Below are 25,377 nucleotides of genomic sequence, written 5' to 3' on the forward strand. Positions count from 1 at the left end.
CTACAATATGCGGTTTGCCAGGCAGGCCGTCATAAAAGCCTGGTGGGTATCAAATGCCACCGCATCAAAATGCTGTACCACCACTTTTCCCGGATGGGCTATTTGCGTGGCTACAAATTGCTGCAACTCCTGTGTGCTGCGCGAAGCCGCTATCACCGTATGTCCTTGCGCTACGTACAGTTTAATGGCTTCTTTGGCTACATCCGAATTGGCGCCCAGTACTAAAATATTCTTGCCGGCTATGGTGTGCATGGGCGCAAAGATAATATTCCCGTCCAATGCGCCTACACCTCCTGGAAATTTGGTGCCCTGATATTCCTGTCTTCTTTCCTATTTTTAGGCCTTATTCAAAACAATTGTATGGCTCACATGATTCGCTGGGGTATCTTAGGTTGCGGGCATATTGCCAAAAAATTTGCTGCCGATCTTCAACTGGTAAAAGAGGCAAAACTGGTGGCCATAGCTTCCAGAAGCCAGGAAAAAGCAACTGCTTTTGCTACAGTTTTCCCGGTAGAATATATACACCATAGCTACGAGGCATTGGTGGCCAATCCGGCCGTGGATGTTATTTATATTGCTACGCCACACAGCATGCACTATGAACATGTACTACTATGCCTGCAACATGGGAAAGCCGTACTGTGTGAAAAACCATTTGCACTGAATACCCGCCAGGCCAAAGCCATGATCCAACTGGCACAAGAGAAGCAGGTCTTTTAATGGAAGCCCTCTGGTCTAAGTTCCTGCCCCAGTATACCAAAGTACAAGAGCTGCTCAGCCAGGGAAAATTGGGAACGGTGAAGAGTGTGTTGGTCAACTTTGGCTTTAGGCCCCTGCCCCCTGTATCTCCACGGTTATACGATCCGCTATTAGGGGTGGCTCCATCATGGACATCGGTATTTACAATGCCTTTCTGGCCATGAGCATTTTGGGCAAGCCCGATAGTATAGAGGCTACTATGACACCTGCCGCTACGGGCGTGGATGAGCAGTGTGCTGTGTTGTTCAAATATAATAATGGCGCCATAGCCCAATTATTCTCCACTTTTGCCACCGACCTGGCTACGGAGGCTGATATCTGTGGTACCGAAGGACGCCTGCGCCTTACCACCCGCTTTTTTGATACCGCCGCCCGCCTCGAATGGTATCCCGGCCGCCTGGATACCAGGGAGGTCATTGAAGTTACTAAAGAAGAAGGTTTTGGCTATCAATACGAGGCCCGGCACGTAACAGCGTGCCTGCAAAAAGGACTTACTGAAAGCCCCATCATGTGCTTTGCCGATACCCTGGCTTTAATGGATACCCTGGATGCCATCCGTAAAGCAGCGGGTATTAAGTATGCTGCTGACGAATAAGGATTACCTTTACCCATTATTTCGAGAACAAATGTCCGCCTGAACAATGTCCCCTACACTAATCGAAGGATACTGAAAGTTTTTCTTTCGGTCTTTCGGACTTCCGGTCTTTCGGACTCTAAGGGATATAACTGGGTGTTAATTAAATAGTAACTGATATACAATATGATCAAGGTTGGAGCGTACAATACATTGAAGGTAATCAGAACAGTGGATTTTGGGTTGTACCTGGAAGATGGGGGCGATGGCATCCTGTTGCCCAAACGTTTTGTGCCACGTGGCGCCAAAGAAGGTGATGAGCTCACCGTATTTGTTTACCACGATTCGGAGCAGCGGCTCATTGCTACCACCCAAAAACCATTGGGTACGGTAGGGGAGATCGTGATGTTGGAAGTGGTATCCGTTACGCCACAGGGGGCTTTCCTGGACTGGGGCCTGATGAAAGATATATTTGTTCCCAAATCAAAACAGTTGATGGGTATGCGGCCCGGTGGCCGGTACCTGGTGAAAATTTACATCGATGACCAAACAGGCCGGGTAGCTGCCACCGAAAAACTGGAGCCATTCCTGAGCAATGAAGTGCTGACGGTAAAGGAAATGGACATGGTAGATCTTATCGTATATCGCCGTACCGATATTGGCTATGTCATGATCATTAATAACCAGCATACCGGGGTACTCCATTTCAATGAAATTTACCGCCATATTTCCGAAGGTTATGCCTTCAAAGGATATATCAAGTCTATATCTCCCGATAATAAGATCGATGTGGTGATTGGTAAACCCGGCTACCAGCGGGTGGAAGATGAGGCTGCCAGGGTAATGCGCCTCCTGGAGGAAAACAATGGGTACCTGCCGTATAACGACAAATCATCGCCCGATGAGATCTATAGCTTTTTTGGTATGAGCAAAAAGACCTTTAAAATGACCACCGGCGGCCTGTACAAACAAAAGAAGATTGTTTTTACCACCACTGGTATTAAAGCAACAGGGGAAGGCGAATAGTTCGCTCCCCCTGCTACCGTATAATAGTTCCTTTTATATTTTCTTGAATACCACAATACCATTGTGCCCACCAAAGCCAAAGGTATTACTCATGGCTACATCCACCTTCTTTTCGATGGTTTTGCCACTTACAATATGCATCCAGCCGGGTATGGCAGGATCAGGATTGGCGAGGTTGATGGTAGGAGGCACCAGGGAGTTCCTGATACTTAAAATGGCTGCAATGGCTTCTATAGCGCCTGCACCGCCCAGTAAATGCCCCGTCATGGATTTGGTAGCACTTACCGACAGGTTGTCTTTCTCGGTAAATAAACGGGCAATGGCCGTCACTTCGCTTAGGTCGCCCACTGGCGTAGAGGTAGCATGCGCATTCAGGTAGTCTACATCGGCAGTGTTTAGTTCAGCATCTTCCAGGGCAAACTTCATAGCCATATATGCGCCCAGGCCTTCGGGATGCGTAGCCGTCATGTGATAAGCGTCGGCCGTCATAGCGGCGCCTGCCAGTTCAGCATAGATCGTGGCGCCTCTTTGTTTGGCGTGTTCATATTCTTCCAGCACCAGGGCGCCAGCGCCTTCACCCATTACAAAACCATCGCGGTTTACATCAAAGGGGCGGGAGGCTCCGGCAGGATCGTCATTGCGGGCAGAAAGGGCCTTCATGGAACTGAACCCTCCAATGGAGGCTTCGGTAACAGGCGCTTCCGAGCCACCGGTGATCATTACTTTGGCCTTACCCCAGCGGATATAGTTAAATGCATCCATGATGGCGGTATTGGAAGTGGCACAAGCCGATACAGTGGCATAGTTGATGCCCATCAGGCCATACTTCATGGAAATAAGTCCTGCGGCGATATTGACGATGATCTTGGGACAGAAATAGGGGCTGAAACGCGGTACAAAATTGCCCGTGGCATATTCTTTTACCTGTTCTTCAAAAGTTTGCATGCCCCCATTGCCCGAGCCCCAGATAACACCCGTAGCAAAAGGGTCCATCTTACTGAAATCCAGGCCCGAATCTTTAACTGCCTGGTCGGCCGCCACCAGCGCATATTGCGTAAAAGCGTCCGTTTTACGGATATCGGCCTTATCCAGGAAATCGGCAGCATTAAAACCTTTGATCTCGCAGGCGAATTTTGTTTTAAAGAGGGTGGCGTCAAAATGCGTAATAGGGCCTGCGCCGCTCTGTCCATCAAATAAATTTTTGCCAAAGGTGGCTACATCATTGCCCAAAGGAGTCAGGGCTCCCAGGCCGGTTATAACTACTCTTTTCATAAATTAAACCACTTGTATTTTACAAGTGAATGGCAAAAGTACAAAATAACTCCTGTATTTTTGCATGGTACTTTAACAGGATATTTATGCGGTCAGACTGTCCTTTAAATTTCGGGCTGGAGGTCTTTGGTGATAAATGGACACTCTTAATAATAAGGGACCTCATGTTCTTTGGAAAACGCTATTATGGCGAGTTCCTGGAATCGACCGAAGCTATTTCGACCAATATATTGGCCGATAGGCTGGCCATGCTCGAAAAGCAAAAGATCATTGTAAAGAAAAAAAAGCAAAGAGCACAAGCAGAAACTTATTTATAGCTTAACCCAAAAGGGCATCGACCTGCTGCCCGTGGTCATCGCCATTGGCATGTGGGCCGATCAATATGCCGATAAACTCAATCCCCACCGCGATATTATCCTGGGCGAAGCCCGGAAAAACTATACCCGGGGTATCAGGCAGGTAAAACAACGCCTGCGGGAACAGCATTTGAAATAAGCCCAATCATTTGACACAAAATTTGTAATATAGTAGTGGTTGTACCTCCTCAAAATTATAGGTTATGGCCACTGCTGTAAAAAAACAAAATACACTTACCCGGGACATTCATCCCATGCCTGCCCATATCCTGTACAGTTTCCCATTCCCCCTTCCTGAAAATCCTCACTGAGCGCCGAGCCCACCAGTCCGCCCGCCAGGGCCACTTTTCCTGCTTTTTTACCAGCACGCACAACCTTATTAGGCCTCTTGCCAAATAATACCAGATGATCGCCAGTAATAGCCCCCACCGGTGGCGGTATTGGCAATCATATATCCTTCAATACCCTGCACAGCCTTCTGTAGAATGCCGATGTATTTATCTCTATGTTGATAGATCTCTTTAACCGCTTGATTAAGTTTTTTAAAGGAAATGCTGCCGGGCGTAGTGGGCGCCGCCTGACGGGAAGTCGGGAAGTCGGGAAGACGGGAAGACGGGAAGACGGGAAGACGGGAAGACGGGAAGACGGGAAGACGGGAAGACGGGAAGTCGGCAGTAGACCGGACCAGCCATGGTCCATCCGTCCCATGCCTATTGAAGATGTGAGGTAAGAGCATAGGTATTACGTATTGATCACGATCACATTAGCTAGATAATACCTAGATATTACGTCCTTTATAAGTACGTGTTATATAGGTAATATCTACGTGATGTATACGGAATGTATACGGAATATCTTACCATTCTAACTGAACCAACCAGGCTTCAACCATGCCTCTTCTATGCACCCTGAATGGAGCAGGCTGCTACCGGAACGCTATTCAACCAGGCTTACCCCACGGCCATCCAGTTGGCCACCAGGCTATTTATGCAACAACATGTCTTTTTAGGAAGGCATGTTCCCCTGCAATTGCCTGGTAATATTTTGCTTATATCCTAAAAAGGATTAGTCTTGTATAAATATAAATTTAGACAAGACTAAAAATGTTTCGAGCCATAACTAAAAAAAGGGATTGTGATGGGGTGCCTGGTAACCACCATTGCCTTGTTTCTTGCCTGCGAGAAACTATTGCCCAAAGGCCCTGCTGAGGAGGATATCCTGGATGGTCCGGTAGAAGGATTGACAGGCGAACAATCCTTACAATTTATCCGGGGCGATGTAGCTTTTAATGACGACATCTTTACACCCGATAAAGGGCTGGGGCCGCTATTTGTAGCTACTTCCTGCGGCACCTGTCATGCCGGTGATGGCAAGGGCCATCCCTTTTCTACCCTTACCCGTTTTGGACAAACGGATAGTACGGGCAACAAATTCCTGCATGCGGGAGGTCCCCAATTGCAACACCGGGCCATTGGCAATTACCAGCCTGAGCAAATACCACCAGGCGCCACCTTCTCCAAATTCACCCCACCTGCCAATACAGGACTGGGCTTTCTGGATGCTGTAAGTGATGACGATCTATTGGCCCATGCCGATCCCCTGGACCTGGATGGTGATGGTATTTCGGGTAAGCCCAACTGGATCGCCATCCCGGCTTACCTGTACGAACGGCCACAGGCGGCTACGCGGCAAGGCAAATACATTGGCCGTTTTGGAAAAAAGCAGCAGCTTATGACCTGCTGCACCAAACGGTGAATGCCTATAACCAGGATATGGGTATTGCCTCTACCTATGATCCTTACGATACGTATAGTAACCTGGAAGTGGATCCGGAGGTAACCAATCAAACAGTGATCGATGTGGTGGCCTATCTTAAAACATTGAAAGCCCCGGTGCAACGTACACCAGACGATGCCGCAGTGGTGGCCGGTAAAAGATCTTTACGCAGATCGGTTGCGGCAAATGCCACCTGCCCGAAATGAAAACGGGCGCTTCTCCCATTGAAGCCCTGGCGCATAAAACCTTCTTTCCTTATACTGACCTCCTTTTACATGACATGGGGCCGGGCCTTGATGATGGGTATACCGAAGGAACGGCTACTACGCCCGAATGGCGCACTCCTCCTTTATGGGGACTGGGGCTCTCTAAAAAATCACAAGGTGGCCAGTACTTTTTATTGCACGATGGGCGGGCTACCAGTATTGAAGCAGCCATTGGCCTGCATGGTGGTGAAGGGTTACCCAGTAGTAATGGCTACAAACAATTAAGTGCAGAAGACAAGCGCAAGCTGATCCAATTTCTTGAATCCTTATAACATTATCTCCAGCATGAAACGAAGGGAATTTATTGTGAGCAGCTGTACCGCCTGTTTATCCATGACGGGCCTGGCAGTGGGACTGACCGCTTGTAAAACCACGCATTTTGTGAACGGGCGGTTGGATAAGGATGGTATGACCATCGACAAGGACGATTTTAAAACCAATCAACAGGGCCAGGCAACTTATCGCCCTTATATCGTGGTGCGGAATGAAGAACTAAAGTTTCCCATTTGCATTTATCGTTTCAGTGATACGGAATATACCGCTATCTGGATGCAATGCGCCCACCAGGGGGCAGAGCTGCAGGCGGCAGGTACGCACCTGCATTGCCCTGCTCATGGCAGTGAATACGATAACAAAGGACGGGTGACCAATGGCCCTGCCGAGCGCGACCTGCGCACCTTTCCTGTTACGATAAACAATCATCAATTATTTATAGACCTGCGCAAATCATGAAACCAGCTTTACTTATTGTTCTCGGATGCCTGATCACTTTTACGCTACAAGCGCAGATCGATCCTGAATTGTTGCGGCGGATACCGGTAAAAACCGATTCCTTTCAAATGAATATGGATGCGGTATATAACCGGCCCTTTTTGCAATTGGGCAAATTACCCGTAGCCATTGGCGGTTATGCCGAAGCCAATTATCAATACCTGGGTGAAAATGGCGTAAGTGAAGGGCACCAGTTTCAGATGAGAAGGCTTACCCTTTTCCTGTCCTCCTCCATATCCCGGCGCATCAGGTTCCTTACAGAAATAGAGTTTGAAGACGGCACCAAGGAGATCAATATTGAGTTTGCATCGGTTGATCTTGAACTGGCGCCCCTGCTTAACCTGCGCGGAGGTATCGTTATGAATCCCATTGGCGCTTTTAACCAAAACCATGACGGCCCCAAATGGGAGTTTGTAGACCGGCCCATTTCGGCTACACAGTTATTACCCGCTACCTGGAGTAATGTAGGGTTTGGCCTCTACGGTAAAAAATTCAGCAACGATTGGGTATATGCTTATGAACTGTACCTCACCAATGGCTTTGATGACAAGATCATTGCCAATACACAAAACAGGACCTTCTTACCCGCCAGTAAGGAAAACAAAGACCGTTTTGAAGAGAGCTTCAATGGCAGTCCTTTGTTTACCGGTAAGTTTGCTATTAAACACCGGAAACTGGGTGAACTGGGCCTCTCTTATATGGGCGGCGTGTACAATAAATTCAAAGAAGATGGCATTGTGCTGGATAAAAAGCGCCGGGTAGATGTGGCAGCGGTTGATTTCAATAGCACGTTGCCAGGGCTTAAAACTTTCCTCAATGGCGAATGGGCCTGGACCTTTGTACAATTACCGGATAATTATACTGAACAGTTTGGCCGCAAACAACAAGGCGGTTTTATTGATATCGTTCAACCGGTGATCAGGAAACGGATCTTTGATTGGGACCATGCGGTGATCAATATTGCACTGCGTGCTGAGTATGCCGACTATAATGTGGGCAAATTCAAACAAACGGGGGTAATATTTATGATCATGTAATAGCCCTGGTGCCCGCCATCAGTTTCCGACCTACTGCTCAAACCGTATTCAGGGCCAATTACCGGCGTGAGTGGCGCAGGGACCTGCTGGGTAACCCCGCTACCAGGGTGGCTGGTTTCCAGATTGGGCTGTCTACTTACTTCTGACCGGCAACCTGCTAAAATCAGCCAACCTGCTATACATCGATCGCTTGTATCCCGCGCGGGATCAATGATACAGGGCGATCCATGCTGTTCATAACCAGTTATCTCCCATTAATGGTATATGATGCCCTATTGCGATCCGTTGGTAGGATACAACCTGTTGCACAGATATTAACCAACATTCAAATCAAGTTTACTGCGAATTTAGTTCCCGGATCTTGTTGAAAGACCCTGGTTACACGTGTTATCAGCTGTCCTGTTATGAGCTACATGCATCCGCTTTGCTTATGGGCGGATAGTGGCCTGTTATTGTGATGGAAACCTTATCTGTGAATGGCTGCTATTTATTAACAATCAAAACTACTGTCTCATGCGAAAATGCTATGGGTTAACCATTGTATTGTCCTTACTCTGCTTTCATCTCACCTTTGCCCAAACCCAAAAGATCAGCGGTAAAATTACAGATGCCAAAACGGGTGCTCCATTGCCCGGCGCTACCATCAGTACAGAAAAGAATGAAGTAGCTGCCAGAGCCGATGCAGAAGGCGCCTTTGTGATTGAAGTGCCTGCCGCCACTAAAAATCTGGTGATCACTTCGGTGGGCTATCGCAAAACCATTGCACCTGTAAAAGGTAATACGCTCCTCATTGCCCTGGAAGTAGAAGGTACGTTGATTGAAGAAGTGGTGGTAACCGGGTATACAACGATACAGCGTAAAAAGTTTGCAGGCGCTTCGGCGGTGGTATCATCGGCCGAAGTACGCAGGCAGCCCATGGCCTCTTTTGACCAGGCGCTGCAAGGGCAGGCTGCTGGTGTATCCGTGAACGCCAATAGTGGTCAGCCGGGTGCCAATGGTATGGTGCGCATACGCGGCAATGGTTCTATTAATGGTAACAATGCTCCATTATACATTATGGATGGTATTGAGATCTCGGCGGCAGATTTTTCTGCTGTTAACCAGGCCGATTTCGACAGGATAGAAGTACTAAAAGATGCGGTAGCTACTGCTGCCTATGGATCGCGTGGGGCCAATGGCGTTATTGTGATCAATACCCGTCGCGGAAAGGCCAGCCAGCTACAATTGAATTATGATGGCCAGGCAGGCTTTAGCAAATTGCCCAAAGACCGGCTGGAACTGATGAAGAGCCAGCAAAAAATAGATTATGAGTTGCAGCGGGGTAATCCCTTTGGCTGGACACCAGCCCAGGCAGATAGCTTGCGCAAAGTAAACTTCAACTGGCGCGATGCACTTTTTGAAACGGGTGTTACCCAACAGCATCAGGTCAGCGCCAGCGGCGGCAGCCAGGCCAGCCGCTTCTTCGGATCATTGTCGTACCTGGACCAGGGTGGTATATTAAAAACAACCGGTCTGAAACGTTACACAGTGCGTGTAAACGTTGATAACAATGTAAAGAACTGGCGTTTCGGTATCAGTCTGCAAGGTGGCTATGCCAAATTCAACAATACTGCCGAAGCGGTTACCACACCACCAATTCTCCCCTCAATGCCATTCGTTGGGGCAATCCTTATGAAAGGGATATTGATCCACGTACGGGCGATTACCAGGAAACCGGTGGCGCCGGGACGGGCCAATTTACTTCGGGCCAGCCCAATGGCGCCATGGAGTTATTCCTCAATCACAATGCTACCCTTCAATTAAAGGCATTGGTGTTGCCTACCTCGAATACCATGTGCCCTTTGTAAAAGGAATGTATATACGCACCAACTGGGGTATTGATTACGGCCAAACAGAAGGGGAAGTCTTTACCAGCCCACGGGTATCTGCGGGCAGGGCCCGGCAAGGGGCTCTGAACAGGAATTTCTCCCGCAACCTGCGTTATACGGGTACTACCTCCCTCAACTATAAAAAAGCGTTTGGTAAACATGAAGTGGATGGCGGACTGTTTTTTGAAGTGGTCAAGAATAATAGCCGCAATTTTGGTTTCCTTGGCTTTGGCTTTACCAATGGTTTTGAAAACGAAACGGGTATTACGGCCGGCAGTGTAACCAATCCCAACTATATTCCACAACTGGCAGGTGGCGGCGGACAAAGCGGACTGCAATCTTATTTTGCGCTGATCAACTATGGTTATGATAGCAAGTATTACCTCAACCTGGTGGGCAGGCGTGATGGATCATCCCGCTTTGGATTCAATAATCGCTATGGCAATTTTGGATCGGTAGGCCTTACCTGGGTCATGAGTAATGAATCATTCCTGCGTAATGTGGAACTGATCAATGAATTAAAAGTGCGTTTGAGCATTGGTACCAATGGCAACAATGCCAGCGCCAATTATGCCTTGCCTTTATTTGCCCGTAGTAGCTATGCGGGTGTAAGTGGATGGGGTATTAGCAGTCCGGGTAACCTTGATCTGCGTTGGGAAACCAACCGTACGATCAACCTGGGTGTTGATTTTACCTTGTTGAAACAGCGCTTGTCAGGAACTGTTGAGTTATATGACCGGCAAACGCAAAACCTGTTCTATGGTATTCCCATCGACCCTGCTTTGAATGGCTTCGCTACCATTGATGGTAATTTTGGTAAGCTGAGGAATAGGGGCGTAGAGCTAACACTGCGCGGCGATGTAATACTCACCAGGAATTTCCGCTGGACAATAGAAGGGAATATTACCTATAACAAAAATAAAGTGCTGGAGTTGAAGCGCGACTCTACGGTGGTAGGTCTTAATATCCTGGCCAAAGGACGGCCCATCAATAGTTTGTACCTGGTTGAATATGCAGGTGTAGACCCCAATACCGGCAATGCCTTGTACAACAAGCTGGACAAGTCGACCACACCTACTTACAATACGAATGATAAAGTAATTCTGGGTACTTCAGATGCGCCCTGGTTTGGAGGCATCTCTACATCTCTATCTTTTAAAGGCATCGAGTTGAGCGCCCAGTTTAATTTCTTCCTCAACAGGTATATGTACAATAACGACCGGACCAATGTCACCAATCCTACCTACTTCGTGGATAATATGGTGGTAGATGTTTTGAGGGAGTGGAAACAAGCGGGAGATAAAACGGATGTACCTCGTCCTACCTCATCGAATGGTAATGCCTTTCAAACCCAAACTACCCGTTTCCTGGAGAATGCCAGTTTCTGGCGTTTGCGCAACGTAACCCTGGGTTACAACTTACCTGCTACCTGGCTCAATACGGCCAAGATCAGGTCGGCGCGGGTATTTGTTCAGGGACAGAACTGGTGGACAAAAACGGACTTCAGGAGCTTTGATCCTGAAATGGTGGGTAGCTCATTGACCGGTGCTCAATATCCTGCACTGATCCAAACCACCCTTGGCCTGTCAATCGGTTTCTAAACCAATCTTAGCGTTTCTCTTATAACTACAAAGCATATAGTATGTTTACAATAGCAAAGCGATTTATTGTACCCTTCTGTTTAGTGAGCCTGGTATTGCAAGGTTGTTCCAAAAAGGAGCTGATCGATCTGTATCCTGAATTTAACCTGGACGCCCTGGCCAATCCTTCCAGTATAAAACAAGTGGAAGAGGTATTGAATGGGGCTTATGCAGCCCTGCGCAATGCCAATTATATTGATCGGGCAGTGGTACCGGTTCGGGATGGGTATTGATGCCCGACGTGTTGAGCGATAATTTATACGAAACTTTGCAAACCTTGTCCAACTCAAGGACCATGGCCGATTGGCTGTACCAGCCCAATACGCCGCAGTTGGCTACACTGTATGCAGCACCTTATGGGGTAATATCCAACGCCAATATCGTATTGCGGGATATTGATAAATTTACTACCCCCGATAAGCAATTGCTGTCTAACCGTCTTAAGGGCCAGGCGTATGCCTTGCGTGCCCTGGCGCATTTTGACCTGATGCGCTATTTCGCTGTTAAGTACGACCGGAACAGTACGACCGACCTGGCGCTTTACTACAGTACTCAATTCGTAGTGCAACCCAATGTGAAACCTGCCCGGTTACCGAATAAACAGTATTATGATTCTATCTTCAATGACCTTTCCAGGGCTGTTACCTTGTTGGGTAATGTTGATGTGCCTATCAATCCGGTAACGGGTCTTACCCGCCCCAATATTGATCTGGTGGTAGTACAGGCTATCCTGGCCAGGGTGTATTTGTATGCCGGCATGTGGCCCGAAGCGATTGCTGCTGCTACGAAAGTGATTGCTGAACGCCCCCTGGTAAACCTTGATCAGGCTGCCTTTTCGGGTATGTACAATCAAACCAGCAGAGGTGAGATCATCTGGAATGTACAATTTGAAACGGGCCAGCAGGGGCCTACTTTCCTGGTGTACTTTGCTACCAATGGCCGCAGCTACTTCAGGCCAGCCCTCGAAATAGCTACCGTTGCAGGCACTACAGGCCTCATCAGGAATAATGATATCCGTTACAGCGCATTTTTTACCCCGGTCAGCGGCGAACTGTCGCTCACCAAATACCGGGGGAAAGGATCAGTATCTGATGGGCAGACCAATTTCCCTGCTTTCCGTACAGGTGAAATGTACCTGATCAGGGCCGAGGCCCGCGCCAGGAATGCACAGGAAGGGCCGGCATTGGATGACCTTAACGCATTGCGGGCTGCCCGCATCAATGGTTATGTACCGGTAACAGGGTTAACGGGCGACCTGTTGCAGGAAGCCATTGCCAACGAAAGAAGAAGGGAGCTGATGGGAGAGGGCCACCGCTTCTTTGACCTGAAGCGAACCACGCGCTACATCGAACGGGGTAGTACCTGCGGTAAACCTGCGATATCTCCCACTGGTGATTGTAAGCTGGAACCTAATGACCGTGAATGGACGTTGCCCATACCGGAAAGTGTTCGCAATGCCAATGAAAATGCCCAACAAAATCCCAATTATTAAGTTTTGTTTTTTCTCGTTACTAAATGTGGGGCTGCCTTTCCAGGCGGCCCTTTTCTTTAGGTTAAATCAGTATTGTTAATGCTTAATAACTACCGTTCATTCAATAATCTTTCCAGCATGATGCAAAATATATCTGCATGCTGTTTAATTTCGAGAGTAGGGCTTTTGCCTGTTTCCTTGTCTATTTCAACGCCATTTGCATAGGGCGATAGGTTAATAATCCTCCCCAATTGAATACTGGATGTCTTCTTTGCTCCGGCAAAAATGATTCTTTTATTGGTCAGGTATAAACTGCCTGTGTCAATTAAGGTCATCGTATCTACACTGTAGCTTCTTGAATTGCTATTTCCTGAGCGCAGGTAAAAGCCCTTAGCTATCTTGATGCTTGTTGAATAACTATGGCCAGTTCTTTGCCTAACACTGCGAAGCTCATGCCAACGTACGTTGGGTATCATTAAATGACAGGCTTCTGATTTTGAAAGTGTCAAATTGTGTTGGATGATGGGTAGGTCCAGGTTTTCCAGCGCCCAGTACAACTTTAACTTTCTAAGCTGATCCTTTGTTTTGTCACTTAGTTGGATGTTTACATTGAGGCTGTTGGAAATGGCAACCAATTCCTGCTCTTCTGCTGGTGAAAACGCTGATCTGCAACAATTGTAGTCACATAGTTTTCAATATAACTTGATCTCATTTCGGTAGATATTTTTCGACCAATTCTTTTGGGAGCTGCAGGGTTGCTTCAAGCTGGTTTAAAAATCCTGTTCACCTTTTGTCAACCTTCCGTCGGCAATTGTTTCCTGGAATGATTTTCTATATATGACTTCGCCAAGTTTGGTATGTAGCTTGTTAATCGTTTTGTTATCTAAGCCCAATACCTGTTTTAAATGGTTCAGCTCTTCAATTTCTTGCGTATTTAACACTTTGTCGGTAAGGCAATAATTAAGATAAACAGTATAGAACTCTTCCATGTTCAATCTGAATTCCCTGTTCAGGTTAAGCTGGTATCTTTTTCAATATCTCCTATATTTTGTTTGGTAATATCTTTTACAGGCTTTTCTGCCAAAAGGTTATTTACCTCTATAACTGCATTTTCCTGGGGAACTGCTTGAGCAAATGCTGCATGAAGCTGGTTTTTACCAATGGAGTAGATTGGAAAAGGTTGTTTTTCATTTGGTTATTCATATTTTCTGTATTCTTCGTAAACAGGTTCATTCCAGTTTTTACACCGCCATGGTGTGAGCAGGCTCCACTGCCGTTAGCTCCGGATGTTGATCCGTCCCAACAGCGGGTAACATAATATGCTACTCTTTTGCGGATAGGATTAATTTTATTATGAAGTTTTTCCGCTTCCGGATTCCCTGACTGGATAAGTGGCTTTAAAGTGTTAACAGCTTCCTGTACATCACCTGTTTTACTGTAGCACATAGCCTGGTGGTAGCGCAGATTTGAATTAGCAGGGTCAGTGAGTAAAAGCGTCGAAATGACTGGTAAGGCATCCTTATATTTGCCTGCTTTAACCAGGTTAATGGTTTCAGTTGTTTTAATCTCATTTTTCTCTTTTTCAATTTGATCGGTCTCAAATTGTCCGTTGGCAAAAGTGGCTGCATAGTCTAATTGTTTGACCGCTTCATGCGTTTTACGTCGGTCTTTTAGGCTATTGCTTTTTCTAATATAATAGTCGAAGCTGTCTTTTCGCTGTTGTGCTTGTACATCTGCTTTGGCTTTTTCTGCATCGAGGATGCTCGCGGCGATTTTTTGTTGAACAGCGGCTTGTTTTTCAAGGTCTGTATACTTATTCATCAATGGCGTAGCCACAATAACAAGGCTGCCGACTGTTATAATTTTTAATTTTGTGGTTAGTCTAAAGCGCATACGCTTTTCTATCATGCTTTGGCCTGGAGGAAGCATAACTATACCCATAAGTCCCATTAGCAGGCATAATAACGGGTATTCTACCCACGCAAGCGAACCAAGTAGAAGGAATATCCCGCTTATCCACAAGGCAATATTTTTTACTTGATTTTTATCTGACGGCTTATAGATATTTCCTTTAAAATAATGGGGAGCACTTTGGAGCTGTCGGGGATTAATCGGGGAACATATCTCATGATGATAGTATTAAGAATGTTAGGTATCCTATTGTTTGTGGGCAATAGATAAATGTTGGTTAAGCCAAAGACAATTCTCTCCTGTCATATTGCAATACTATTTGCTATGCGACCTTGTGCACATCAATGAATGTGAAATTTGGGTGGAATAATTCCCCTTAGTCGAGACAAATACTGCCAGAATGCAAATAATGATGAAGGGTAGCGTACTACATTACTTGTATCGGTCAGAGTCAGATATAGTCCTGGATAACGGTTAAATTCGACATATAATTGCAAACAATAAACGCTTTTGATATGACTAAAGTCAATTTTTTAATGTTTGCGTAAAATTACCCAGTTCGCACTGACAAAAGTGTACGGATTCCCGTAATGCGGTGGGTGAGCCTATTTATATTCAAGTAAGATATAAGGACCATCACTCGATTCGCCTTTTTCTTTCTCTATAAACCCATGGTTTTTATAAAAGGTCATGGCGGAGGTATTCTTTTATGTTCACCTTCAGTTTCCTCGTCAAAAGATTCCAGATGGTACCTGCTGGTATCAAGCCAGGTAAAACTGCGCTGCCTTACCTGTAGGAGTATTTGTTGTAGGTAAGGCCGGTCTGCTTCTGTGAACACCCGGATGCGATACATTTATTCCTTGCTCCACTTATTTAGTTCCAGGTTGATCTTTTTCTTATCGAAAAGGTCGGGATTGTATTTTTATCAAACTGCTGGGCAATGAATTTGTATTCAGGATGCTTTTTATCTTTCAGCACTTCCAGGCAATGGTAAAAGAAGTGAATACCGCCACAGTCTTCGGGCGGGCAGTTCATTTCGCCATCCAGGCATAGAGGATAGATGATGTCTTTATCGGGGGCCATGGATTTTTCAACTTTGATATGATGGGCCCAGCCATCACCAAAATCATACAGGTATTTAAACACCTCACGGGAGGCCGTAACAATATCGTTGATCTTTACTGTTTTAGAATCCAGTACCTGGTCGCTGCCATATCCCATGTTTTTTTCTCTTTCATCTACGATCCCTATCCGGTAGCCTTGCAGGTCAAATTCAAACAAATGCGTATTGTCCCAGCCCATGGCTATTTGCAATACCTGGTGCAGGTCGGAAAAAGTAATATCCTGGCGCACCAGCACCTGGCGCCAAATCAATGGTTTTGAATGGACTAAAGATACTTTCAGTTGCAGTATTTCTTTCATAGCGGGTGGTAAGATAAGGAGGATTTGGCATTATACAGTAGGTCGGAATAATTGCTGGAGAAACTGATCCAGGCTGTCGGCCTGGTAGATAATACCAAAATCGCCATTGTCTACACTATATACCTTGCCTTTGTGTAAGCCATTTAGTGCCATGCAGATACACATATTGACACCTAAAATTATGGTGTAGAGGTGAGCCGATTCCACATAACTGGTAGGGCTCTCAAAATGAGCCTGCATGTCCTCAAAATGTTCATTGCAGTAATCGTTGTACTTCCAAAAGCTGTCGATGGTCACCATGCCTTCTATACGGCCATCGGCGGTATCTCCATCCTGTAAAATGCGGGGGCATATCTTATCGATGTATTGGTGATTGTCAGTTGCTAAAAAGAAGGCTTTGCAAGACCCGGGCAATGGATAACCAAGTTTGTCTTCTATACTGGCAAAAGGATTCATGAGCGGATGTAGAGTTGATGGATGAGGGGATATCAACCTTTAGGTTAGGGATTGGCAGTAAATAGAAAATTTTTGCTGGTTATGTAAATTTGTCCAGGTAGTCAGAATAAATAGGAGGCAAAGCGGAGTGGCTCAAGGCTTGTTTGTGGGCATTATTTTTTTATTTCTTTATCGAAGTCACTCTCAAAGTTTTGATCTTGAATAACCCTGTATTTATTGAATTCCTGTTCAGCTTTGACCTTCGCCTGTTCTTGTGTGATTTTCCCTTGGTCATGTAAAATGGGATAGTTTGATAATTCAAGAAAGCCATTGAGGAATGTGGTCCAATCATCCATTTTCATTAGAATTTGCCGTTGAGTGCGATTTTCTGCCAGGTCGAGATAAGCAGAAACTATTTGCTCCAACTCCTTGATATGTTGTTCTGATAGGTAGTTTTTAGCTATACATACATCTGATTTTAATATTTTTCCTTCAGGAGCATTTTTCCAGGAGGTTAAGCCCATGAAGAGTTTTTGTGCATCTGCTTCGTTATAAATAATTTCTGTGGCAGTTGTTTCCAAAATGGAAACAACTGAATCTTCCTGTAATTCCTGCTCTTCAAATATATTTGACAAGTGCTTGCTTATGGCCGGTACATTTACTCCGAAAAGTTCACCCATAGACTTTTGCGTAAGCCATACGGTCTCATTTCCGGCAATCACTTGTATGGTAATCTTTGCTGTTTCAGAATGGTACAGCAGGAAATTCATATTCTTTTCGGGCGTATTGCTCATATCTTGATCATCGATTTGCCGTTAAATTTAGAACGTTGCTAATAAACATGTACTCAATTATTTGCCTAAAACAATGTTCGGTAACAAATACCAATATTAACGATTTCCTGACGAAGAGTATTAACCAAATTACTTTCTTCTCCTTTGCCAAAACTCACTCCCCACCCAGCGCTTTTCATGACTGTACTGTTGCTGCAACATGGCCAGGCATTTGTTGAAGGTGGTCTGTTGTATATAGCAGTAAGCATCTGTGGCCAGTTCATTGCCGTTGAGGAAATCGGCAACGGCAAGCGCTGCATAAAGACCGCTCCCCAGGGCAGCGGTAATACCATAAGAAGTGAGTGGATCATAGGTACAGGCCGCATCACCTACCGCCAGCCAATGCGGTCCGGCTGGTGAAGTGAGGAAAGAAGTGGAAGCTGGTTTGGCCATCACCTGGTGCAGGTCCGTTGCTGTTGCTATGGATAAGCGCTGTTGCAGGTGAACAGTTTGACGGAATTGTTGGAACAACCAATCTGGTAATGGCTGGTGGTCGATAGGGTGTATATCCGCATCGGTCATGAAATTGATAACCGTACTGTTGTCGTGCAGGGCGGCTGCATACCACCATCCATCGGCGGTAGCTTCAATAAAAGTAGTACTGCCCAGGGAAGCCAGGGGGCAGGAACAATGGCATAATAACCCGTGAGTCGGTCGAGGCTTTGCCGCGTAGCGCCTGCCTTCCTGGCCAGAATGGCTGATCTGCCACTGGCATCAATAGCAAAAGCTGCTTTGATCGTAATGGGATGGCCTTGGGTAGTGCTGCAATGGATCAACAATTGATCTTCCTGTTGCTCCCAGCTTTTGAAATGATTACCCTTCAGCCAATAAGCGCCCATACTTTTGGCCACTTCACTCAGCTGATGCTCAAAATAAGCCCGGTTAATATGCCAGCCATCACCCATGGGTTCTGTAAAAAAGTATCTGTCATGTGGCTGGTCATTACCCCATACCACCGTATTGCCGGTGCAAGGCTGGTGTTGTGCATCGGCCAATAAATGAGTGATGCCCAACTCCTGTAAAGTAACGCGTGCATTAGGAGGTATCGTTTCACCAGGTTTGCGAACATTGCTGGTGCCTGCTTCCAATACTACGCAGGGTATTTGCTGCCGCCGTAAAGCAATAGCAGTGGCGGCCCCTGCCGGGCCGCCACCCACTATTACTACGGGTAAGTTGATTGGCTTTTTATAGTTCGTGTCTTTTCAATGGCCTGCTTTCCCGCGGTGCTACTGCCCTTGGTGCTTCTTCGGTCATGAACAGTGCTTTCTTGCCCTTAAGCACCGGCTGCAGCAGGTCCTGCTCGGCCCGCAATACCTGGATATACGTGGGGTCATCACCACCTGGTCCATCGCGGTGTGTTTCTACCCACCACTCTGTAGGTAAAAATTCACCTGCTGTGCTGGTATGTTGACTGATGACACCCAACTCATGCCATTTAGCAATCATATTATTGATACGGCCCACATAAGAGGCGCTGAAATCGCGCAGCCAGTCAACCCGGTAAGCAAAATGTTTCAACCGCTGGCCCGTATTCAGTCCTTCATGGGTAGCCCGGTTATAACTGTCCATACTCAATATATGATTGGGTACCCGCGCTGCCCAGAAAGAAGGAATGGGCAAGTAGAGGGTGGTATCATAACCCGAGAGGCAGCTGGCTTCATCCGTTTGCCAGGGTACACCCAGCCAGCGCGTAATAGAACCGGGACCACTGCCATCCACCGGACCGCCAGGGCCCAAGGCAATAGCAGGGGTAAGCAACGGACCATAATCGTCCGATACCGGTTTATTGGCGGGTAATAGTTTCAGGCGGAAAGGTTCCATCCACATACTTAAATGCCTGAAGGGCCAGGTGATCTCAATACCCGGATGGAAAGGGCCACCCAGGCATTCTTCCAAGGGGGCTTTCAATAAGGCGGCTGTCTGTTGCGCGGGAGTCAATTCCTCAAAGGGTACCGCAACCGGGGAGTACCCGTTATAAAATCACCTTCGGCCCAGCGGTTCAACAGGGCATACTGCGTAGCTGTTACCGACAAGTCTACATGCGGCTGCTTCTCATAATCACCAAAGAGGTCGCCATAATAAGGGGGATCAGATCGGGTTGATAAGTATCGGATGCCGTATTGCGAAACCATTTGAATACATGCGTGCGCTGGGCCTGGTGCTGCGCTGCAGGATCGCTCAATACTTTGATCAGGTCGGGATTGTTGAAATCGCTGGGTGAGTTGGTGCCAAACAGCATGAAAAAGCCTTCATTGACCCATTGCGCGCTGCTCATGCGGTGGAACATAGGGTAAATATGTTCCCAGAAACTGATCTTAGCAGGAGCGGGCAGCCAGCCTTCCCGTACATACAGGTCATACACCACATCGTACATGGTTACCAGTGAGAAAAGGCCTGGCCCGAAATTGGGGGTGTACAAACTACCATGGCTGGACTGGCCTCCATTTTGTCGCCATTGATGGTAACGGTAGCTCTTACCGTTCCGTCAGATACGTCATCATGCCAGCCATCATTGTTGGCAAAAGTGATGGCGGGAATGCCAAAGCGGGAAACGCTTTTGCCGTCACTGCCAAATACCAGCAGGCGGCCCTTGCTGTCCGTACGTATTTCGCCCAACGATACAGGCGTATCAAAAAAGTGCCTGTATTAAATTGGTATTCGGCTCCTTCTTTGCTGACGCCGGTGATGGTGCGGGGCCCAGGGTCAATCACCAGGTTGCTACGGTCGGTACCCGTTACACCTCCATTGCGGTGGGTACTGCTGATGCTGTTGGCGCCCAGGTCCAACGCATTGTTGAACTGGTACCAGGCAGCTTTTCGGTTGGCGATATGTACGGTCCATTCTATTTTCACCTCCAGCCCTTCGATGCCCGTATAGATTTCACCAAGTGGATTGCCTTCATCGTCCAAAGCATATACACGAAACCGGGGTACTTGCTTTTGAACAGGTTGTTGCCGGCTTTATAACCACCATCGGGCGAAGGCGCCTGATCGGGAATATCGGAGGCTAAAAAATATTCGGGCGAATTGCCAATGCGGGCAATGCCTATAGCCGGATAAATGGCGACTTTCTTGATATCATTGCGCTTCATAATAGTGTTTTTGGTAGGATGGATTATGGTTGATTCAGTTCACGGGGATGCTGTGGTTCTACTGCCGGTACCCCATTCTTGAAACGGCGCAGGGCGGCGCCAGCCTGGTACACCGTTTTGCGTACATCGCTGATGCTGCCCTGTGGTTCATGCTCCTGCAAAGTACGCCAGGGATTGAAAGACAGGTTTTCGCCATAAGCAGCTTGTCCCTGTACGCTGATATCCTGTTGGCGTATCACCAGCGTAGCCAGTTGTATGGGCGGTGAATCTTCTTCCGACCATGGTACCGTGGCTTTGTCCAGCGGCATTGTTGCGGGATCGGTTTGGAATTGCACCATGAACCTGAACTGTGCTTCGCCCATATTCAACCGGGCCTGCAAGTCGGCTTCCAGGTAGTCGCTGTTGTTTTGATTGGGAGGAGCGCCAAAGGGTGGGGGAATGGGTTCCAGTTTATACTTTACATTTTTATCGCCAAAGGAATAGGGCAGGCCGCTCCAGTAAGGCGTGGTCAAACAACTGGGCACTACTTTTTCCATCTCTTTTAATATCTCGGCAGTACGGGGATGATCGGCCAGGTATTTACCATAGTCGTGCAATACGGCTCCTGCATACGTAAACTCGCACATGTCCATTGCCGTATCCACAAAAAAGATGTCCATGTTCTGCAGCAGGAAATCGGCAGTAGTGGCATCCTCATCACCGGGCAGTAATTTCTTGCCGGGTACGTCGAATAATTTGATCCCTGCGCCTACGGTGGTTTTGAGATCGGGAGCGCCGGGAACCGTATCACTCGAAAAACGAATCCAGGCATCATACCGTTCTTTGGCAAAGATGCCCACCCGGTATTCCTGCGGCAGGCCGGGTGTTACAATGAAATCGGCTTTGGCTACTCCATGCAATTTCAGGAATACAGCGCGCCGTACAGGGCATTGACCGGCATTGATGCGGGTACCCATTGTCATGTCGATAAACATTTGCTTGAGCGCCAGGGCAGGATCTGCGCCGCAATTGGGTGTGGAGGAACTTGCTTTCTGTTGAAGCTTCATAAGCGGATGGATTTTTAGTTAACGATATAGGAAGGCGTACTAAATGTACCGGCAAAAGACCTCCAAAAATCCGTGTTTTCACCTGATCCTGGCAGAGAAACTACGGTATTTATACGTCCGGTTGACCATTGGGGTAATACATTACCGGGAAGGCCAGCAGCTTTTTCCAGGTAAATGCACCTGTTGCCATTAATTTGATCCCAGGTTTTTCTCTCTGCCCCATTTTTGGGCGGTTTCATCACATTTGCCCGCGGCTCTTTTGTTTAAGGATTTATCTTGTTGGAAATTATCACCCATGGCATTGCACACTAAGGAATTATCCCCGGCTATAGCAGTCACACCAGGGAAGTTGTGGTGGAGAAGGCATGAGTTGATCTTCGTAACCCTTTTCCCAGGCCCGCTTTCTGAAAGCATGTAATAAGGCCAGCCAACAATACGAACTTCGGAAAAGCAGCACACTGTCTGCACCTTCCTCCCGGACCATCTTCATCAAAAGTGGATATGATCAAATACGGGTGGAGCTGAATGATATTTTGTATGTAGAAAGCAGTGGTAACTATATGCAGTTTGCATTGACTGCACAAAAGATCCTTTCCCGGCTCACCATGGCCGAAGTGGAGGCCCTGTTGCCTGTTGACGATTTTATCCGCATTCACCGTTCCTACCTTGTAGCTAAAAGTCGCGTTACCAAAATTGATAAGAGTAATGTATGGGTGGGGAGTATACTGCTGCCCGTAGGGCCTGCGTATGCGGGGGAGGTGGAGAAATTGGTGCGTTGAAAATAATGGAAGGCAGCTGTATGAAATCGGGGGCACGCAATCCACTCCAATCTGCCTGATCAACGGGTCCAGGGGCGGTTCTGGGGTAGGCAAAGGGTACCTGAAGGGTGCCGCTTTCGTAGTAAAGTGGCGTCAGTTTTGGATGTACCGCGATTTTACCGGTATAGCCATGACCATGGTGGCTCAAGGAGCCACTCCGCAGCAAGCCCATGGACAAAGAAAAAGAACGTTGGCGGCATAAACTGGCCCAATACCCCATGCCACCCCTTCAACACGTAGCATGATAAACATATTACTAACTTTACAACCGCTCAACCTTCCAACTTGTCAACCTGTTTCCCTCAATAACGCAATCATGCAATCCAGGCAAGGCGAGTTGCGTGCTCGTGCCTCCATCCGCACATTCCTCCCAATTTAAGGTAATCAGCGATTCATCAGCGAAATCCATTCTAATCTGTGTAATCTGCGATTTTGTTTTCCAAATTAGTAACCAGGTTTTCCTGATCTCTACTTCAATAACAGCTGAGATCCCTCAATTTCGCGCCAAATTTTACGAACTGTTATGAAGAAGATCCTGTATTTGGTATTAGTAAGTTTTTCATTTGTATCATTGGCAATGGGGAAGGAAGTCCCTTCCGGCACGATTAAAGGAAGGGTAACGACGAACGATCGTCTGACAGCAGCTTTTGTGACTGTGTTGGTAATGGGTACCGACCGTAGTGTGATCAGCGATGAAGAAGGATTTTTACCTTATCAAAAGTGCCGGCCGGCGAACAGGAATTGAAGTAACCCTTATTGGCTATGAAACCCTTCACCAAAAAGTGGTGGTGGAAGAGGGAAAGACGGTTACTGTTAATCTCCAGATCACCATTTCCAACAACCAGTTGCAGGAAGTAACAGTTACCAACTCCAAAAGCAAATTTGTTTTCAAGTCCAGCGAATATGTGGCCCGTATGCCCTTGCGCAACCTGGAAAACCCCAGGTGTACAATGTGGTGGGACGTGCCCTGATGCAGGACCAGGTGGTGATTGAACGCACCGACCTGTACCGCAATATCCCAGGGGCGGTACCCAATTTTTCAGCGGGCGGCTCCATGGGTTTAAGCATGCGTGGATTTTCAACCACCATCGGCATGCGGAATGGTATGGCCACCAGCGCCATCGTTCCCCTGAATCCCATTATCCTCGAAAGGGTGGAGTCCATCAAAGGGCCATCCGGTACCTTGTTTGGCAGCAACCGTAATGTGACATTCGGGGCGTTTACAATTACGTAACCAAACGTCCCTATGAGAAATTCGGTGGAGAGATCAGTTTCGCAGCAGGCAGCTATGAATTTGGCCGGGTAACAGCCGATATCAATACCCCCATCAATAAGGAAAAGACCATGCTGGTGCGTGTAAATGCAGCCGCTCAATCGGAAGGTAGTTTCCAGGATCAGGGATTTGTAAAGAATTATACGATCGCCCCTACTTTTTCTTACCAGGTCAACGACCGGTTGAAGTTCATGCTGGACATGGAAGCAACACGGGGTAATTACACCGTAGTATCTTTCGCCCTGGGCAATCTTGCCAATATCAGCGCCCGCAACTTCAAAGACCTGCCACTGGACTACAACAAGTCGTATATCAACAATAGCATTGCTGTTAATAATGGGATCAACAATATCCAGGCACAGATGGAATACAAGATATCCGACCAATGGAAATCACAAACCAACTACTTGTATTCCGTTGGATTTTACAAGAACCTGTATTGGACGTCATTGAATATGATCACTGACTCCACCTATGCCCGGGTAATAAGAAACCAAACACCGGAAACATTTGGAAATATAGAAGTGCAGCAGAACTTTATTGGTGATTTTAAGATCGGCGGCGTGCGTAATCGCCTGGTAGCTGGTATTGATTATAATTACAACTACAATGAACTTTACCGGGCAACGGTCAATTTTGATACCATCAATATCCGCCGGCCCATCAGGAATGTCAGTGTACCTGCCCTGGAAGCCGCTTCGGCGCAACGTGGATTTGCTGCTACCAATACTGTTTCAAAGAATGCCAGCATCTATGTTTCGGATGTAGTGAATATTACCACCGAATTAATGGCAATGCTGAGTGTGCGGATTGACCGGTTCTCTACCAAAGGAACGCTGACCCCTGCCACGGGTGTATATGTTGGCGCCTACGAGCAAACATCTGTATCACCCAAATTCGGACTGGTGTATCAATTGATACGGAACAGGCTTTCGGTGTTTGGCAATTACATGAATGGATTTGTGAACCTGGCGCCCATTACACAACCGGACAACACCATCCTGGTGCTGAAACCGCAATATGGCAATCAATGGGAAGGGGGTGTTAAGTTTGATCTCTTCAATACCAAACTGAATGGTAGCATCAGCATTTATAATATCGATGTGACCAATTCTACAAGAACAGAACAGGTGAATGGCCAGAATTTTACTTTCCAGGATGGTACCCAGCGCAGCAGGGGTATAGAAGCCGAGGTGATTGCAAGTCCACTGAAGGGAATGAGCATTGTTGCCGGATATGGGTACAATGAAAATGAATATACCAAGGCTACCACTGCCTTGAAAGACAAAAATGTGACTTTCAGTCCTAACCATATCGGCAATATCTGGATAAGCTATACCGTGCCGACTGGAAAAGTAAAAGGTTTGGGTATAGGTGGGGAGTGAACTATGTAGGTGCAGCCTGGTTTGATGCGGCGAACTCCTTCAAAGTGCCGGAATATACTTTGCTGAGTGGAACCGTTTTCTACGATGCGCCTACATTCAGGGTATCGCTGAAGGGCAATAACCTGTCGAATGAACGTTTTTGGAATAACAACGGCACACCCCAAAAACCAGCTCATTTTATCTCGAGTGTTTCGTTCAAGCTATAAGCGTCGTCTAAAGTACACTTAATGTGAATGGCCATAACGGCCCGGGTGGATGCCCGGACTGTTTTTTTTTACCAGAAACCATCGGTTGCCCTAACTTCGCACGCGATAAGGTTACCTGATGATGCACAAGAATTTATTCAT

At 47.0% G+C, this 25,377-nt stretch carries 35 protein-coding genes and 1 pseudogene; 20 read left to right on the forward strand and 16 right to left on the reverse strand.

Annotation, left to right across the window (positions count from 1 at the left end):
- Positions 1 to 252, reverse strand: a complete 252-nt coding sequence (locus RS881_RS18230) for an SDR family oxidoreductase (RefSeq protein ID WP_315822374.1) — start codon at positions 250 to 252, stop codon at positions 1 to 3.
- A 108-nt stretch (positions 253 to 360) separates the two neighbouring features.
- Between RS881_RS18230 and RS881_RS18235 the strand changes: the two genes are divergently transcribed.
- The 3 genes from RS881_RS18235 to RS881_RS18245 all read left to right on the forward strand — a co-directional run bounded on the left by RS881_RS18235 (position 361) and on the right by RS881_RS18245 (position 2,359).
- Entirely contained in the window at positions 361 to 720 is a 360-nt protein-coding gene (locus RS881_RS18235; RefSeq protein WP_315822375.1) for a Gfo/Idh/MocA family protein, read from the forward strand.
- 148 nt (positions 721 to 868) lie between these two features.
- Complete coding sequence (locus RS881_RS18240; protein ID WP_315824532.1) at positions 869 to 1,354, forward strand: Gfo/Idh/MocA family protein; 486 nt, start codon at positions 869 to 871, stop codon at positions 1,352 to 1,354.
- A gap of 165 nt (positions 1,355 to 1,519) precedes the next feature.
- Positions 1,520 to 2,359 carry a CvfB family protein gene (locus RS881_RS18245; protein ID WP_315822376.1) on the forward strand — a complete coding sequence of 280 codons (840 nt, stop codon included), beginning with the start codon at positions 1,520 to 1,522 and terminating at the stop codon, positions 2,357 to 2,359.
- Positions 2,360 to 2,392: 33 nt separating this feature from the next.
- Here RS881_RS18245 and fabF read toward each other — a convergent pair whose 3' ends face one another.
- Positions 2,393 to 3,631, reverse strand: a complete 1,239-nt coding sequence (fabF, locus tag RS881_RS18250; RefSeq protein WP_315822377.1) for a beta-ketoacyl-ACP synthase II — start codon at positions 3,629 to 3,631, stop codon at positions 2,393 to 2,395.
- Positions 3,632 to 3,717: 86 nt separating this feature from the next.
- On the opposite strand from fabF, the gene RS881_RS18255 reads away from it, so the two are divergent.
- Both RS881_RS18255 and RS881_RS18260 read left to right on the forward strand, forming a co-directional pair.
- A complete protein-coding gene (locus RS881_RS18255) occupies positions 3,718 to 3,948 on the forward strand; it encodes a winged helix-turn-helix transcriptional regulator (RefSeq protein ID WP_315822378.1) in 231 nt (76 codons plus the stop codon).
- 31 nt (positions 3,949 to 3,979) lie between these two features.
- Positions 3,980 to 4,126 (forward strand): hypothetical protein, encoded by a 147-nt coding sequence (locus RS881_RS18260; RefSeq protein ID WP_315822379.1) that lies wholly within the window; start codon positions 3,980 to 3,982, stop codon positions 4,124 to 4,126.
- 95 nt (positions 4,127 to 4,221) lie between these two features.
- Here RS881_RS18260 and RS881_RS18265 read toward each other — a convergent pair whose 3' ends face one another.
- Together RS881_RS18265 and RS881_RS18270 are read right to left on the reverse strand one after the other, a co-directional pair.
- Positions 4,222 to 4,359: a hypothetical protein gene (locus RS881_RS18265; RefSeq protein ID WP_315822380.1), complete on the reverse strand. Its 138-nt coding sequence runs from the start codon at positions 4,357 to 4,359 to the stop codon at positions 4,222 to 4,224.
- Positions 4,360 to 4,366: 7 nt separating this feature from the next.
- Complete coding sequence (locus RS881_RS18270; protein ID WP_315822381.1) at positions 4,367 to 4,723, reverse strand: hypothetical protein; 357 nt, start codon at positions 4,721 to 4,723, stop codon at positions 4,367 to 4,369.
- Positions 4,724 to 5,124: 401 nt separating this feature from the next.
- On the opposite strand from RS881_RS18270, the gene RS881_RS61640 reads away from it, so the two are divergent.
- The 10 genes from RS881_RS61640 to RS881_RS18310 all read left to right on the forward strand — a co-directional run bounded on the left by RS881_RS61640 (position 5,125) and on the right by RS881_RS18310 (position 12,837).
- Positions 5,125 to 5,742 (forward strand): di-heme oxidoredictase family protein, encoded by a 618-nt coding sequence (locus RS881_RS61640; protein WP_425476383.1) that lies wholly within the window; start codon positions 5,125 to 5,127, stop codon positions 5,740 to 5,742.
- On the forward strand, positions 5,739 to 5,969 hold the full coding sequence (locus RS881_RS61645) for a hypothetical protein (RefSeq protein WP_425476356.1): 231 nt from the start codon (positions 5,739 to 5,741) through the stop codon (positions 5,967 to 5,969). Before RS881_RS61640 ends, RS881_RS61645 begins: the two co-directional genes overlap by 4 nt.
- Positions 5,966 to 6,301 carry a di-heme oxidoredictase family protein gene (locus RS881_RS61650; protein WP_425476357.1) on the forward strand — a complete coding sequence of 112 codons (336 nt, stop codon included), beginning with the start codon at positions 5,966 to 5,968 and terminating at the stop codon, positions 6,299 to 6,301. Before RS881_RS61645 ends, RS881_RS61650 begins: the two co-directional genes overlap by 4 nt.
- A gap of 13 nt (positions 6,302 to 6,314) precedes the next feature.
- Positions 6,315 to 6,761 (forward strand): QcrA and Rieske domain-containing protein, encoded by a 447-nt coding sequence (locus RS881_RS18280; RefSeq protein WP_315822382.1) that lies wholly within the window; start codon positions 6,315 to 6,317, stop codon positions 6,759 to 6,761.
- Positions 6,758 to 7,837, forward strand: a complete 1,080-nt coding sequence (locus RS881_RS18285; RefSeq protein WP_315822383.1) for a hypothetical protein — start codon at positions 6,758 to 6,760, stop codon at positions 7,835 to 7,837. Before RS881_RS18280 ends, RS881_RS18285 begins: the two co-directional genes overlap by 4 nt.
- An 8-nt stretch (positions 7,838 to 7,845) precedes the next feature.
- Positions 7,846 to 7,983, forward strand: coding sequence for a hypothetical protein (locus RS881_RS18290; protein ID WP_315822384.1), 138 nt, complete (start codon positions 7,846 to 7,848; stop codon positions 7,981 to 7,983).
- Positions 7,984 to 8,350: 367 nt separating this feature from the next.
- A complete protein-coding gene (locus tag RS881_RS18295) occupies positions 8,351 to 9,640 on the forward strand; it encodes a TonB-dependent receptor plug domain-containing protein (protein WP_315822385.1) in 1,290 nt (429 codons plus the stop codon).
- Between the two features lie 49 nt (positions 9,641 to 9,689).
- Positions 9,690 to 11,306: a SusC/RagA family TonB-linked outer membrane protein gene (locus RS881_RS18300; RefSeq protein ID WP_315822386.1), complete on the forward strand. Its 1,617-nt coding sequence runs from the start codon at positions 9,690 to 9,692 to the stop codon at positions 11,304 to 11,306.
- 41 nt (positions 11,307 to 11,347) lie between these two features.
- Entirely contained in the window at positions 11,348 to 11,578 is a 231-nt protein-coding gene (locus tag RS881_RS18305; protein ID WP_315822387.1) for a hypothetical protein, read from the forward strand.
- Between the two features lie 62 nt (positions 11,579 to 11,640).
- On the forward strand, positions 11,641 to 12,837 hold the full coding sequence (locus RS881_RS18310; RefSeq protein ID WP_315822388.1) for a RagB/SusD family nutrient uptake outer membrane protein: 1,197 nt from the start codon (positions 11,641 to 11,643) through the stop codon (positions 12,835 to 12,837).
- Positions 12,838 to 12,926: 89 nt separating this feature from the next.
- Here RS881_RS18310 and RS881_RS18315 read toward each other — a convergent pair whose 3' ends face one another.
- The 12 genes and pseudogenes from RS881_RS18315 to RS881_RS18375 all read right to left on the reverse strand — a co-directional run bounded on the left by RS881_RS18315 (position 12,927) and on the right by RS881_RS18375 (position 21,554).
- Entirely contained in the window at positions 12,927 to 13,451 is a 525-nt protein-coding gene (locus tag RS881_RS18315) for a PH domain-containing protein (RefSeq protein WP_315822389.1), read from the reverse strand.
- A gap of 135 nt (positions 13,452 to 13,586) precedes the next feature.
- Positions 13,587 to 13,805: a hypothetical protein gene (locus RS881_RS18320; RefSeq protein ID WP_315822390.1), complete on the reverse strand. Its 219-nt coding sequence runs from the start codon at positions 13,803 to 13,805 to the stop codon at positions 13,587 to 13,589.
- A gap of 109 nt (positions 13,806 to 13,914) precedes the next feature.
- Entirely contained in the window at positions 13,915 to 14,652 is a 738-nt protein-coding gene (locus RS881_RS18325; RefSeq protein WP_315822391.1) for a tetratricopeptide repeat protein, read from the reverse strand.
- 948 nt (positions 14,653 to 15,600) lie between these two features.
- Positions 15,601 to 16,149: a plasmid pRiA4b ORF-3 family protein gene (locus RS881_RS18330; protein ID WP_315822392.1), complete on the reverse strand. Its 549-nt coding sequence runs from the start codon at positions 16,147 to 16,149 to the stop codon at positions 15,601 to 15,603.
- Positions 16,150 to 16,179: 30 nt separating this feature from the next.
- On the reverse strand, positions 16,180 to 16,605 hold the full coding sequence (locus RS881_RS18335; protein WP_315822393.1) for an SMI1/KNR4 family protein: 426 nt from the start codon (positions 16,603 to 16,605) through the stop codon (positions 16,180 to 16,182).
- A gap of 152 nt (positions 16,606 to 16,757) precedes the next feature.
- The gene (gene rhuM / locus RS881_RS18340) at positions 16,758 to 17,378 is read right to left on the reverse strand and encodes a RhuM family protein (protein WP_315822394.1); all 621 of its coding nucleotides are present in this window, start codon (positions 17,376 to 17,378) and stop codon (positions 16,758 to 16,760) included.
- Positions 17,379 to 17,507: 129 nt separating this feature from the next.
- Entirely contained in the window at positions 17,508 to 17,939 is a 432-nt protein-coding gene (locus RS881_RS18345) for a hypothetical protein (RefSeq protein ID WP_315822395.1), read from the reverse strand.
- Entirely contained in the window at positions 17,936 to 18,574 is a 639-nt protein-coding gene (locus tag RS881_RS18350; protein ID WP_315822396.1) for an NAD(P)/FAD-dependent oxidoreductase, read from the reverse strand. Before RS881_RS18350 ends, RS881_RS18345 begins: the two co-directional genes overlap by 4 nt.
- Before the next feature lie 28 nt (positions 18,575 to 18,602).
- A complete protein-coding gene (locus RS881_RS18355) occupies positions 18,603 to 19,325 on the reverse strand; it encodes a LodA/GoxA family CTQ-dependent oxidase (RefSeq protein ID WP_315822397.1) in 723 nt (240 codons plus the stop codon).
- Between the two features lie 127 nt (positions 19,326 to 19,452).
- Complete coding sequence (locus tag RS881_RS18360) at positions 19,453 to 19,836, reverse strand: hypothetical protein (RefSeq protein ID WP_315822398.1); 384 nt, start codon at positions 19,834 to 19,836, stop codon at positions 19,453 to 19,455.
- Positions 19,794 to 20,508: pseudogene (locus RS881_RS59610) on the reverse strand (LodA/GoxA family CTQ-dependent oxidase). Before RS881_RS59610 ends, RS881_RS18360 begins: the two are co-directional and overlap by 43 nt.
- Positions 20,509 to 20,531: 23 nt before the next feature.
- Positions 20,532 to 21,554 (reverse strand): catalase family protein, encoded by a 1,023-nt coding sequence (locus RS881_RS18375; RefSeq protein WP_315822401.1) that lies wholly within the window; start codon positions 21,552 to 21,554, stop codon positions 20,532 to 20,534.
- A 515-nt stretch (positions 21,555 to 22,069) separates the two neighbouring features.
- On the opposite strand from RS881_RS18375, the gene RS881_RS18380 reads away from it, so the two are divergent.
- From RS881_RS18380 to RS881_RS18400, 5 genes are all read left to right on the forward strand, one after another.
- Positions 22,070 to 22,333 carry a LytR/AlgR family response regulator transcription factor gene (locus RS881_RS18380; RefSeq protein WP_315822402.1) on the forward strand — a complete coding sequence of 88 codons (264 nt, stop codon included), beginning with the start codon at positions 22,070 to 22,072 and terminating at the stop codon, positions 22,331 to 22,333.
- A gap of 731 nt (positions 22,334 to 23,064) precedes the next feature.
- On the forward strand, positions 23,065 to 23,343 hold the full coding sequence (locus RS881_RS18385) for a peptidase associated/transthyretin-like domain-containing protein (RefSeq protein ID WP_315822403.1): 279 nt from the start codon (positions 23,065 to 23,067) through the stop codon (positions 23,341 to 23,343).
- Positions 23,325 to 23,606 carry a TonB-dependent receptor plug domain-containing protein gene (locus RS881_RS18390; RefSeq protein ID WP_315822404.1) on the forward strand — a complete coding sequence of 94 codons (282 nt, stop codon included), beginning with the start codon at positions 23,325 to 23,327 and terminating at the stop codon, positions 23,604 to 23,606. Before RS881_RS18385 ends, RS881_RS18390 begins: the two co-directional genes overlap by 19 nt.
- Positions 23,607 to 23,716: 110 nt before the next feature.
- Positions 23,717 to 25,030 (forward strand): TonB-dependent siderophore receptor, encoded by a 1,314-nt coding sequence (locus RS881_RS18395; protein ID WP_315822405.1) that lies wholly within the window; start codon positions 23,717 to 23,719, stop codon positions 25,028 to 25,030.
- On the forward strand, positions 25,027 to 25,236 hold the full coding sequence (locus RS881_RS18400) for a hypothetical protein (protein ID WP_315822406.1): 210 nt from the start codon (positions 25,027 to 25,029) through the stop codon (positions 25,234 to 25,236). The genes RS881_RS18395 and RS881_RS18400 overlap by 4 nt, the downstream gene beginning before the upstream one ends.
- The last annotated feature ends 141 nt before the right edge of the window (positions 25,237 to 25,377 follow it).

This window comes from Paraflavitalea speifideaquila, from assembly GCF_032395985.1.
GTDB lineage: Bacteria > Bacteroidota > Bacteroidia > Chitinophagales > Chitinophagaceae > Paraflavitalea > Paraflavitalea speifideaquila.

What these genes read in the sequence shown, in the direction of transcription:
- RS881_RS18320 (WP_315822390.1), bottom strand. Translation starts at nt 13,805, where the DNA reads ATGGAAGAGTTCTATACTGTTTATCTTAATTATTGCCTTACCGACAAA.
- RS881_RS18285 (WP_315822383.1), top strand. Translation starts at nt 6,758, where the DNA reads ATGAAACCAGCTTTACTTATTGTTCTCGGATGCCTGATCACTTTTACG.
- RS881_RS18345 (WP_315822395.1), bottom strand. Translation starts at nt 17,939, where the DNA reads ATGACCGATGCGGATATACACCCTATCGACCACCAGCCATTACCAGAT.
- RS881_RS18335 (WP_315822393.1), bottom strand. Translation starts at nt 16,605, where the DNA reads ATGAATCCTTTTGCCAGTATAGAAGACAAACTTGGTTATCCATTGCCC.
- RS881_RS18295 (WP_315822385.1), top strand. Translation starts at nt 8,351, where the DNA reads ATGCGAAAATGCTATGGGTTAACCATTGTATTGTCCTTACTCTGCTTT.
- RS881_RS18245 (WP_315822376.1), top strand. Translation starts at nt 1,520, where the DNA reads ATGATCAAGGTTGGAGCGTACAATACATTGAAGGTAATCAGAACAGTG.
- RS881_RS61640 (WP_425476383.1), top strand. Translation starts at nt 5,125, where the DNA reads ATGGGGTGCCTGGTAACCACCATTGCCTTGTTTCTTGCCTGCGAGAAA.
- RS881_RS61650 (WP_425476357.1), top strand. Translation starts at nt 5,966, where the DNA reads ATGAAAACGGGCGCTTCTCCCATTGAAGCCCTGGCGCATAAAACCTTC.
- RS881_RS18230 (WP_315822374.1), bottom strand. Translation starts at nt 252, where the DNA reads ATGCACACCATAGCCGGCAAGAATATTTTAGTACTGGGCGCCAATTCG.
- RS881_RS18280 (WP_315822382.1), top strand. Translation starts at nt 6,315, where the DNA reads ATGAAACGAAGGGAATTTATTGTGAGCAGCTGTACCGCCTGTTTATCC.
- fabF (WP_315822377.1), bottom strand. Translation starts at nt 3,631, where the DNA reads ATGAAAAGAGTAGTTATAACCGGCCTGGGAGCCCTGACTCCTTTGGGC.
- RS881_RS18305 (WP_315822387.1), top strand. Translation starts at nt 11,348, where the DNA reads ATGTTTACAATAGCAAAGCGATTTATTGTACCCTTCTGTTTAGTGAGC.
- RS881_RS18385 (WP_315822403.1), top strand. Translation starts at nt 23,065, where the DNA reads ATGAAGAAGGATTTTTACCTTATCAAAAGTGCCGGCCGGCGAACAGGA.
- RS881_RS18270 (WP_315822381.1), bottom strand. Translation starts at nt 4,723, where the DNA reads ATGCTCTTACCTCACATCTTCAATAGGCATGGGACGGATGGACCATGG.
- RS881_RS18235 (WP_315822375.1), top strand. Translation starts at nt 361, where the DNA reads ATGGCTCACATGATTCGCTGGGGTATCTTAGGTTGCGGGCATATTGCC.
- RS881_RS18310 (WP_315822388.1), top strand. Translation starts at nt 11,641, where the DNA reads ATGGCCGATTGGCTGTACCAGCCCAATACGCCGCAGTTGGCTACACTG.
- RS881_RS18255 (WP_315822378.1), top strand. Translation starts at nt 3,718, where the DNA reads ATGCGGTCAGACTGTCCTTTAAATTTCGGGCTGGAGGTCTTTGGTGAT.
- RS881_RS18395 (WP_315822405.1), top strand. Translation starts at nt 23,717, where the DNA reads ATGCTGGTGCGTGTAAATGCAGCCGCTCAATCGGAAGGTAGTTTCCAG.
- RS881_RS18375 (WP_315822401.1), bottom strand. Translation starts at nt 21,554, where the DNA reads ATGAAGCTTCAACAGAAAGCAAGTTCCTCCACACCCAATTGCGGCGCA.
- RS881_RS18330 (WP_315822392.1), bottom strand. Translation starts at nt 16,149, where the DNA reads ATGAAAGAAATACTGCAACTGAAAGTATCTTTAGTCCATTCAAAACCA.
- RS881_RS18300 (WP_315822386.1), top strand. Translation starts at nt 9,690, where the DNA reads ATGTATATACGCACCAACTGGGGTATTGATTACGGCCAAACAGAAGGG.
- rhuM (WP_315822394.1), bottom strand. Translation starts at nt 17,378, where the DNA reads ATGAGCAATACGCCCGAAAAGAATATGAATTTCCTGCTGTACCATTCT.